The sequence below is a fragment of the Micromonospora sp. CPCC 205546 genome (assembly GCF_036902715.1).
GTDB lineage: Bacteria > Actinomycetota > Actinomycetes > Mycobacteriales > Micromonosporaceae > Micromonospora.
Genome location: NZ_JBAKHL010000072.1, coordinates 23,006 through 31,891 on the forward strand (window position 1 = coordinate 23,006; position 8,886 = coordinate 31,891).

Genomic DNA, 8,886 nt, shown 5'->3' on the forward strand with positions numbered 1-8,886 from the left:
GCCGGTCGGCTCACGGTCGCGCCCGGGCGCCCGTCATCCGCTCCCGCTTGGTCGGCGGCACGAAGCGACCGGCGGCCAGCGCCGGGGCGGCGATCTCCGGCGGGTACGCCTGGTACACCGTCACGGTCTCGGCGGTGTGACGGGCACGGATCCGATGGCGGGGAACCGGCACGGCGCCGATCCTGGCGGCTCGTCCGGGCCCGGTCCACCGGATCGTCCCCACCGGGCCCGGTGGCCCGATGGGGGATAGGCTGCCGGCGTGGCAGGACTTCTGAGGAGTGTGGCGGCCCGCGTCGGCAGCGTGATCCCGTCGCCGCGCCGGCCCCGACCGGGTCCGGCGCAGGTCGCCCGCCCCCGTCAGGTCGCCGCGCTGCAGCGCCGGCAGTTGGCGTACGCCCCGGAGCTCGACGGGCACGCCGATCCGGGGGAGATCGTCTGGACGTGGGTGCCGTACGAGGACGACCCGCGTCAGGGCAAGGACCGCCCGGTGCTGGTGGTGGGCCGGCACAGCCGGACCCTGTTCGGGCTGATGCTCTCCAGCCAGAGCGAGCGCGCCGGGCAGCGGCACTGGCTCGGGCTCGGACCGGGCGAGTGGGACCGGGACAACCGGCCGAGTTGGGTGCGGCTGGACCGCGTGCTGACCATGCGGGAGGACAGCATCCGACGGGAGGGCGCGGTGCTGGACCGGGCCCGTTTCGACCGGGTCGGGCAGGCCCTGCGCGCCGGCTACGGCTGGCGCTGACCGTCAGGCCGGTTCCCTGCTCGGGCCGACGGCGGCGGCGCTGGCATCCGGCGGCGGGTACGGCTGCTCGGCCAGCAACCGGGCGAGGTGCGCGGCGTTGAGCGCCAACGCCTTGGTGGTGCGCCCCGTGGTGTCGGGCTTCGGCCGCGCGTCGAGGTAGTCCACCTTGTTGAGGGCCTCGCCGACCCAGTAGGTGGCCCCCGCCGCCGGGCAGGTGAACCCGACCTCGTTGAGGGCCTGCTGCACCTCGGCGATGGTGTGGTGCGCGCCGTCCTCGTTGCCGACGACCGCGACGCCGGCCACCTTGCCGTAGGTGAGCAGCCGGCCCTCGGCGTCGGTCTCGGAGAGCTCGGCGTCGAGCCGTTCGAGGACCATCTTGCACACCGAGGACGGCTGACCGAGCCAGATCGGCGTGGCGATCACGAGGATCTGCGCGGCCATCAGCCTGGACCGGATGGCCGGCCAGCCGTCGCCGTCGCCCTCGTCGACGGAGACCCCGAACCGCACGTCGTGGTCGACCACCCGGACCAGGTCGCCCGCCACGCCCTGTTCGGCGAGGGCGTCGAGCACCTCGCGCCCGAGCACCTCCGCGCTCGACGGTGCGGGGGACCGCTTGAGCGTGCAGTTGAGGACCACGGCCCGGATGCTCGCCACGGTGGTTCCCCTCTCGGCCGGTGGGCGCTGACCCCGGCGGCATACCCGGCGACCGGCGGGGGACACGTCGGGAGCCCGCCTCGGACGTGGACCGGTGGGGTAGTCCTCCGGGGCCTCAGCACTCCGCCAGGTGGGCGGTGTCGACGAGCTGCCGGGGTGGGCGGGCCACCCCGAGGCTCTTGGCCCGGTACATGGCGGCGTCGGCCCTGTCGAGCGCCTCGGTGAGCTGCGCGGGCCCGGTGACGGGCGCGAGCCCGACCGAGGCGGTCACCCGGACGCTGAGCCCGCCCAGCGGGATCGGCGCGGCGAGGCTGTCGCAGAGCCGCCGGGTGGCGTGCTCGATCCACCGCCGGTCGATCGTCGGGGTGGCCAGCAGGCCGGCGAACTCGTCGCCGCCGAGCCGGGCCACCAGGTTGTCCCCGGCGAAGGCGGCGAGCCGCTGGGCGACGCTGACCAGCACCTGGTCGCCGGCGGAGTGCCCATAGCGGTCGTTGATCTGCTTGAAGTCGTCGAGGTCGAGCACGACGGCGATCAGCGGCTGGCCGGCGGCGTCGGTGAGCAGCGTGGCGGCCAGCCGGTGGAACGCGCGGCGGTTGGGCAGCCCGGTGAGGGGGTCGTGGCTGGCGGCGTGCCGCTCGGCGGCGAGCTCGGCCTGGAGGTGCCTGATCTCGACCTCGGCCTGGATCGCCCGGCGGCGCAACTGCCAGGAGGTGGCGAGTGCCCCGGCGGCACAGATGCCGGACGCGATGGTCAACGGATCCGGCACGCGACCTCCCATCGCCGTGGTGTCCCCGGCCCCCGCGCGCGGGGGTCCGCGCCCGCGCCGGGGCCCGCCCCTCCGGGCGGCAGCCCAGGTCAGGTGACTCAGAGTGAACAGATGGGTACCGTTCACGTGGGTTATCATGCTCGCTGTCCGATGCAGATGCAATAGCAGATGCACGTGCAGGAAGCCTTCGCCGATGCCGCGCGCCCCTCACCGGGCGCCGCCGCCCGGCGTCGCGGGGGCTCGCGAGAGAAAGACGTCCATGCAGCAGCCTCCGAACGGCGTTCCCACCAATCAGCTGCCCCCGCTCGCCTGGCAGAAGAGCCGCCGGAGCAACCCCAGCGGCAACTGCGTCGAGCTGGCCGAACTGCCCGGCGGCGCCGGAATCGCCCTGCGCAACTCCCGGCACCCCGAGGGGCCGGCGCTGATCTACACGGTGGACGAGATCGCCGCCTTCGTGCTCGGCGCCCGCGACGGCGACTTCGACAACCTGCTCGACTGATCACGTCCCGCCGATCGGCCGACCGCCTCCCTCCCGCGACACGGATCCACCGCACCGAAGGAGTTCACCTCACTCACGGTCCATGGCATGCTTACGCGTCGGCCGGCGGGGGCACCTGGTCGGCACGAACCGGCGTGTGGAGGTCGGCTGTGACGATGGGTCCCGCCGAGGGCGGTCAAGGGACCGGCCCGACCGTGCTGCGGATGCTGCTCGGCGCCCAGTTGCGCCGGCTGCGTGAGTCCAGCGGGGTGACCCGGGAGGGCGCCGGCTGGGAGATCCGCTCCTCCGAGTCGAAGATCAGCCGGATGGAGCTGGGCCGCGTCGGCTTCAAGGAACGCGACGTCGCGGACCTGCTCACCCTCTACGGCGTCACCGCGTCCGAGGAGCGGGAGGCGCTGCTCAAGCTGGCCCGCGACGCCAACAGCCCCGGCTGGTGGCACCGTTACGGCGACGTGCTGCCCAGCTGGTTCCAGTCGTACCTCGGGCTGGAGGCGGCCGCCGCGCTCATCCGCAGCTACGAGGTCCAGTTCGTCCCCGGTCTGCTCCAGACCCGGGAGTACGCCCGGGCGGTGGTGCTGCTGGGGCACGGGCGGGCCGCGCCGGCGGAGATCGAGCGCCGCGTCGCGCTGCGCATGCAACGGCAGCGGTTGCTGCACCGCGAGAACCCCCCGCAGCTCTGGGCGGTGGTGGACGAGGCCGCACTGCGCCGGCCGATCGGCGGCCCGCAGGTCATGCGCGACCAGGTCGCGGCGCTGGTCGAGGCGACCAAGTCGCCCAACATCCGGCTCCAGGTCATCCCGTTCGCCGCCGGGGGCCACGCCGCGGCGGGCGGGGCCTTCACCATCCTGCGCTTCGGTGACCGGGAACTGCCCGACATCGTCTACATCGAGCAGCTCACCAGCGCGCTCTACCTCGACAAGCGCGACGACCTCGACTACTACGCGGTCGCGATGGAGCGCCTCTGCGTGGAGGCCGAGCCGCCGGAGCGTACGCCCGAGATCCTCGGCGGGATCCTGGACGAGCTCTACCCGGGGTGACCACGGCGGGGTCTCGCCCTCGGGACGCGGCGGCTAACATGGTCGCCGACCGGCGACAGTGGACGGACGCCCCCGTCGCGGGTGGCGCAGATCGTGGAGGCTGCCTTGACCACCGATGCCCCGGGCACGACCGGCCCCACCCACCCGAGCGACCGCATCGACACCTCGGTTGCCCACCCCGCCCGCCGGTACAACTACTGGCTCGGCGGCAAGGACAACTTCCAGGCCGACCGGGACTCCGGCGACATGGTGGCGGCGTCCTTCCCGACGATCCGCACCGCCGCCCTGGAGAACCGGCGTTTCCTCCAGCGGGCCGTGCGGCACCTCGCCCGCGAGGCGGGCATCCGCCAGTTCCTCGACATCGGCACCGGCATCCCGACCGCCGACAACACCCACGAGGTCGCCCAGGCGGTCATCCCCGAGTCGCGGGTGGTCTACGTCGACAACGACCCGATCGTGCTCGCGCACGCCCGGGCGCTGCTGACCAGCTCGCCCGAGGGCGCGACCGCCTACATCGACGCCGACCTGCGCGACCCCGACCTGATCCTGCGCCATCCCGACCTGCTGCGCACCATCGACCTGTCCAAGCCGGTCGCCCTGATGCTGGTCGCGATCCTGCACTTCGTCGGCGACGACGACGACCCCTACGCCGTGGTCACGCGGCTGCTGGACGCGCTGCCGCCGGGCAGCTACCTGGCGGCCTCGCACGCCACCCACGACCACCTGCCCCCGCAGGTCGCCCAGCAGGCCAAGGAGGCGGCCCGGGGTGGCAGCCCGCACGGCCTGATCAACCTGCGGACCCGCGACGAGTTCACCCGCTTCTTCGACGGGCTGGAGCTGGTGGAGCCCGGCGTCACCTCGGTCGCCGAGTGGCGTGCCGAGGACGCCCCACAGCCCCGCCCGACGGCGGCCGAGGTCAGCATGTACGCGGCGGTGGCCCGCAAGCGCTGACCGCCCCGGGCGGACGCCGGCTGCCGGCGCCTGGTCGTCCGCCTCCGTGCCGTCCACAGCGGGCCCGGTCCGTGCCGACGGCGCCCCCGACCGGGCACCACGCTGGTGGCCGCCCCCGCCGGCAGGGCAGACTGAACGGCTATGTCGCCGTTCTCGCCCGACCTGCGGTTGCACGACCGGTACGTCCTGCGCGAGCGCATCGGCCTCGGCGGGATGTCCGAGGTGTGGCGTGCCGACGACGAGGTGCTGCACCGCCCCGTCGCGGTCAAGGCGCTCACCCGGGAGTTCGCCACCGACCCGCAGCTGCGGGCCACCATCCAGCGCGAGGCCCGCGCCGCCGCCCGGCTCACCCACCCGCACGTCACCCAGGTGTACGACTACCGCGAGGCGACCCTGGGCGGCGGCATGGTCGTGCCGTACCTGGTGATGGAGCTGGTGCAGGGGCGCAACCTCGCCGATCGGCTCGCGGACGGTCCGCTGCCCTGGCCGCAGGCGGTGCGGATGGCCGGTCAGGTCGCCGCGGCGCTCGCCGCCGCCCACCGCATCGGCGTGGTGCACCGCGACGTCAAGCCCGGCAACGTCATGCTCACCGACACCGGCGCCAAGGTGCTCGACTTCGGCATCGCCGCGCTCGCCGGGCCGCACCACCCCCGCGCCGGGCACACCGGCGAGCTGCTGATGGGTACGCCCGCCTACTTCGCCCCCGAGCGGATGCGACCCGGGCCGCCGGACCCCGCCAGCGACGTCTACGCCCTCGGGGCGCTGCTCTACCGCACCCTGACCGGGCGGGCCCCGCGGCCCGTGCAGACCTGGGAGGACGCGCTGGAGGTGCACGCGGGGGACCGGCCCGTGCCGCCCCCGCCGGTACCCGGGCTCCCGGCCGACGTCGCCGAGCTGACCCTGGCCTGCCTCGCCACCGACCCGACGCACCGGCCGGGCGCCGCCCACCTCTCCGCCCGCCTCGCCGCGGCAGCAGCGGCCGGCCCGACCACGGACACCCCACCGACCCTGTCCGGCGGTGCCGTCGTGTCGCCGACACTCTCCGCCGGTGCGGCTGCCCCGCCGGCCCTGTCCGCCGGTGCCGTTGTCCCGCCGGCACACCCGCCGACGCTGGTCGACCGGGCCCGGCCGGCTCCGGTCCCGGGGCCCGTCACCGGCCGCGCCGGAGTGTCGTACCCCGACCCTGGGGGCGGGCGCCACCCCGTGGTCGCCCGTGCCGGGCGGCCCGCCCCGGCCGGCGGTGCGGGGGCGACGCGTACCCGGCCCGCCACCGGGTTGGTCGCCGTCGGCGCCGCGCTGCTCGTCGGGCTCGTCGGGGCGATCGTCCTCACCGACGGCGCAAGCCCGCCTCCGGCGGCGGCGCCCGCCACCACCGGCACGCCGCCCGCCGGCCCGACCTCCGCCAGGCCGACACCGGCGCCGAGCAGGACCTCCGCCCCGCCGCCGGCGACCACGCGACCCGAACCGGTCGGCCTGCCCCAGTTCATCGCGGAGTTCGCCGCCGTGCTCGCCTGGGCACAGGCCCGCGGCGAGGTCGACCGCAAGACGGTCGAGGGGCTGCGCGACAAGCTCGCCGACCTGAGCCGGGACAAGCCGAAGGACCGGCACAAGCGGGTCGAGCAGCTGCGGGAGCGACTCGCCGAGGCCGCCGAGGAGGGACAGATCCCGCCCGACACCGCGGCCCGCCTCGACGCCCTGCTGGACCGGGTCGCCACGCCGTCCCGCGACGACGACGAGGACGACGACTGAGCCGGCTCAGCCGATCTCGACCGCGGACCCCTGCGCCACCCGACCGCCCCGCACCACCTGCGCGTACGCCCCCACGCACGGCTGCGGGCCCAGCTGAGGCAGCGGCGCCACCCGGTTGAGGCGGGCCGGGACGCGCAGCGCCTCGATCTGCCGGGGCAGCGACCCGTGTGCCAGGGTCGGCACCGCGCAGCGTGGGGTCGGGGCGAGCACCCGCAGGACCAGCTCCGGGCCGATCCGCAGCTCGCGGCCGACCCAGTCGTTCTCGGCGAAGCCGTCCACGTCGACGTCGAGCACGAGGTTGGGCCGGTAGCGCACCGCGTCGACGGTGCCGCCGGGCGGCTGGGCGGCCAGCCGGGCCAGGGTGGCCGTGGTGAGCAGGTGCACCGGCGCGAAGTCGAAGAACGTGCCCGGCGCCGCCGCGCCGAGCGGGTTGGCGTCGACCGGCACCTCCGCGGCGAGACCGGCGGCCAGCACCGCCTCCGGGTCGGCCCGGTCCAGGACCGCCCCGGCGGGCGGCCGGTCGATCAGCGTCACCGGCATGTCGAGCACCCGGGACAACACCCCGTCGACGTCGGGATCCACGCTGGACACGACCCGCCCGTCGGGCAGCGTGATGCGTACCGGCCCGGGCACGGCGCCGGCCGCGCGCAGCGTCAGCAGGTCGCGCCACAGTCGAGGGTGCTTCGCGCTGGCCACGCGCCCGGTGCCCCGGTGCCGCAGGGCCAGCCGCCGGTCGCCCGCCACGCCCGCCGGGCCGACGTCGACGGCGGACAGCCGCTCACCCAGCATCGACTTGACCGGGTAGCGCCACAGCTGCGCCAGCCGGCCGGTCATCGTGGCGCCGTCCCGGTGCCGCCGCGCTCGTACGCGATGGTGGTGCCCTCCGTCGCGCGGACCGTCCCCGGGGTCGGTCGCCTCCGCATGCCGCCGCCTCTCCTCGCCCGCCGTGCGCGGATGACTCTAGGCGAGTGGTCCGACACCCACCGGTGCGCGCCGGTCGGCGGGGCGGGGCCGCCGTGGTGTCTCGCACCCGTCCCCGGGTGCCGTGCGGCGGACGGAAGGGCCGGCCCCGTGGCGGACTCTCAGGATCGGTTCGTAGCGTGTGGGCCATGATTCGTACCGCGCACGCCCTGCTCGCCTCCGGCACCGACTCCGGTCAGGCCGCTCCGCCCGAGGACGGACTGGTCGGCTTCGTCATCGGTCTGGTCGAGCGGCTCGGCGGCCCGGGCGCGGGTCTGGCCGTGGCCCTGGAGAACCTCTTCCCGCCGATTCCCAGCGAGGTGATCCTGCCACTGGCGGGCTTCGTGGCGGGACAGGGTCGGATGAGCGTGGCCAGCGCGATCTTCTGGACCACGCTCGGCTCGCTGGTCGGCGCCCTCGCGCTGTACTGGATCGGGGCCGCGCTCGGCCGGGAGCGGATCCGCGCGATCGTGCAGCGGCTGCCGCTGGTCAAGCTCAGCGACGTGGACCGCACCGAGGAGTGGTTCCTGCGGCACGGGGTGAAGGCCGTCTTCTTCGGCCGTATGATTCCGATCTTCCGCAGCCTGATCTCCATCCCGGCCGGCGTGGAACGGATGCCGGTGTGGACCTTCGCGGTCTACACGACGCTCGGCAGCCTGATCTGGAATACCACCTTCGTGATGGCCGGCTACCTGCTCGGCGACAACTGGCACCTGGTCGAGGGCTACGCCGGCGTGCTGCAGAAGGTGGTCATCGTCGCCTGCGTGGCGGCCGCCGGCTGGTTCGTGGTCTCCCGCGTCGTCCGGGCGCGCCGCGGCGCGGCCGAGGATCCCGCCCCGCCCGTCGACCCCGCCCCCCTGCCCTACGCGCCGGACCCGACCGGCAGGGGCACGATCTACCGCAGCGCCTACTCGGACGGTCAGACCCCGGACCGCGACCTGTCCCACTGAGACCGTACGTCGACCACCCCGGGGCGCCCGGCCGGCCGGCGTACGGACGCGCCGGCCGGCGCCGAGCCCGCCCCACCCGGACGCCGCAGGCCCGGTGGCTGCGTCGTGAACTGGCCGGGGGCGACCACGCGGACCGCGTGGTCGTCACGCGGGTCGACGGCCACCTCGTCGAGCTACCACCGGCCGCCGCGCCCTGTGCCGCCATCCCGAGATCGCCCCGAGCTGCGGTGCCCCGGTACCCCGCGACCCTGCCAAGCCGCGGGACCGAACAAGCCCGCCCCCCTCCCGGGTGGATCATGCACCTGTGGTGGGCGTTGTGCCCTGAACTGGCGCCTTGTGTGCGGCACCACAACTGCAGATCGACGCCGGCCGGCCGGGCCGGGCCGGGCGTTGGGGCCTGGGAGATCTTGGTACGTGACTGCCCCTCTGGCGGACTCAACCGGTGGTTGCAACACCCTTCCGGGATCTTCGTTGGGGTGGTCGTGGTATCAAGGTTGAGTTCGCTGGAGCGGGAGCAGATCGGGTTGGGTCGGGCTGAGGGTGAGTCGATGCGGTCGATCGCGCGGAGGTTGGGTCGG

General features: G+C 74.9%; 10 protein-coding genes and 1 pseudogene. 7 read left to right on the top strand and 4 right to left on the bottom strand.

Annotation, left to right across the window (positions count from 1 at the left end; genetic code table 11):
* Nucleotides 1–31 precede the first annotated feature (31 nt).
* Nucleotides 32–172: pseudogene (locus V6U77_RS25060) on the bottom strand (DUF4291 family protein); the annotation flags it as partial.
* A gap of 87 nt (nucleotides 173–259) precedes the next feature.
* Between V6U77_RS25060 and V6U77_RS25065 the strand changes: the two are divergent.
* Nucleotides 260–742 (top strand): type II toxin-antitoxin system PemK/MazF family toxin, encoded by a 483-nt coding sequence (locus V6U77_RS25065; protein ID WP_334609145.1) that lies wholly within the window; start codon nucleotides 260–262, stop codon nucleotides 740–742.
* A gap of 3 nt (nucleotides 743–745) precedes the next feature.
* Here the strand turns inward: V6U77_RS25065 and V6U77_RS25070 are convergent, their stop codons facing one another.
* The gene (locus V6U77_RS25070) at nucleotides 746–1,396 is read right to left on the bottom strand and encodes a flavodoxin family protein (RefSeq protein ID WP_334609146.1); all 651 of its coding nucleotides are present in this window, start codon (nucleotides 1,394–1,396) and stop codon (nucleotides 746–748) included.
* 115 nt (nucleotides 1,397–1,511) lie between these two features.
* Complete coding sequence (locus V6U77_RS25075) at nucleotides 1,512–2,162, bottom strand: GGDEF domain-containing protein (protein WP_334609147.1); 651 nt, start codon at nucleotides 2,160–2,162, stop codon at nucleotides 1,512–1,514.
* Between the two features lie 259 nt (nucleotides 2,163–2,421).
* Here V6U77_RS25075 and V6U77_RS25080 point away from each other — a divergent pair, with 259 nt between their 5' ends.
* The 4 genes from V6U77_RS25080 (at nucleotide 2,422) to V6U77_RS25095 (ending at nucleotide 6,398) form a co-directional block, all read left to right on the top strand.
* Nucleotides 2,422–2,661, top strand: coding sequence for a DUF397 domain-containing protein (locus V6U77_RS25080; RefSeq protein WP_334609148.1), 240 nt, complete (start codon nucleotides 2,422–2,424; stop codon nucleotides 2,659–2,661).
* Between the two features lie 155 nt (nucleotides 2,662–2,816).
* Nucleotides 2,817–3,698, top strand: coding sequence for a helix-turn-helix domain-containing protein (locus tag V6U77_RS25085; protein WP_442934506.1), 882 nt, complete (start codon nucleotides 2,817–2,819; stop codon nucleotides 3,696–3,698).
* Nucleotides 3,699–3,803: 105 nt separating this feature from the next.
* Nucleotides 3,804–4,649, top strand: a complete 846-nt coding sequence (locus tag V6U77_RS25090; protein WP_334609150.1) for an SAM-dependent methyltransferase — start codon at nucleotides 3,804–3,806, stop codon at nucleotides 4,647–4,649.
* Nucleotides 4,650–4,790: 141 nt separating this feature from the next.
* Nucleotides 4,791–6,398 (top strand): serine/threonine-protein kinase, encoded by a 1,608-nt coding sequence (locus V6U77_RS25095; RefSeq protein WP_334609151.1) that lies wholly within the window; start codon nucleotides 4,791–4,793, stop codon nucleotides 6,396–6,398.
* A 6-nt stretch (nucleotides 6,399–6,404) separates the two neighbouring features.
* Here V6U77_RS25095 and V6U77_RS25100 read toward each other — a convergent pair whose 3' ends face one another.
* A complete protein-coding gene (locus tag V6U77_RS25100) occupies nucleotides 6,405–7,232 on the bottom strand; it encodes an MOSC domain-containing protein (protein WP_334609152.1) in 828 nt (275 codons plus the stop codon).
* 275 nt (nucleotides 7,233–7,507) lie between these two features.
* On the opposite strand from V6U77_RS25100, the gene V6U77_RS25105 reads away from it, so the two are divergent.
* Both V6U77_RS25105 and V6U77_RS30105 read left to right on the top strand, forming a co-directional pair.
* Entirely contained in the window at nucleotides 7,508–8,308 is an 801-nt protein-coding gene (locus V6U77_RS25105) for a DedA family protein (RefSeq protein ID WP_334609153.1), read from the top strand.
* A gap of 296 nt (nucleotides 8,309–8,604) precedes the next feature.
* The coding region (locus V6U77_RS30105; RefSeq protein ID WP_442934505.1) for a helix-turn-helix domain-containing protein at nucleotides 8,605–8,886 on the top strand (282 nt) is incomplete at its 3' end.

What these genes read in the sequence shown, in the direction of transcription:
- V6U77_RS25080 (WP_334609148.1), top strand. Translation starts at nt 2,422, where the DNA reads ATGCAGCAGCCTCCGAACGGCGTTCCCACCAATCAGCTGCCCCCGCTC.
- V6U77_RS25085 (WP_442934506.1), top strand. Translation starts at nt 2,817, where the DNA reads ATGGGTCCCGCCGAGGGCGGTCAAGGGACCGGCCCGACCGTGCTGCGG.
- V6U77_RS25095 (WP_334609151.1), top strand. Translation starts at nt 4,791, where the DNA reads ATGTCGCCGTTCTCGCCCGACCTGCGGTTGCACGACCGGTACGTCCTG.
- V6U77_RS25100 (WP_334609152.1), bottom strand. Translation starts at nt 7,232, where the DNA reads ATGACCGGCCGGCTGGCGCAGCTGTGGCGCTACCCGGTCAAGTCGATG.
- V6U77_RS25105 (WP_334609153.1), top strand. Translation starts at nt 7,508, where the DNA reads ATGATTCGTACCGCGCACGCCCTGCTCGCCTCCGGCACCGACTCCGGT.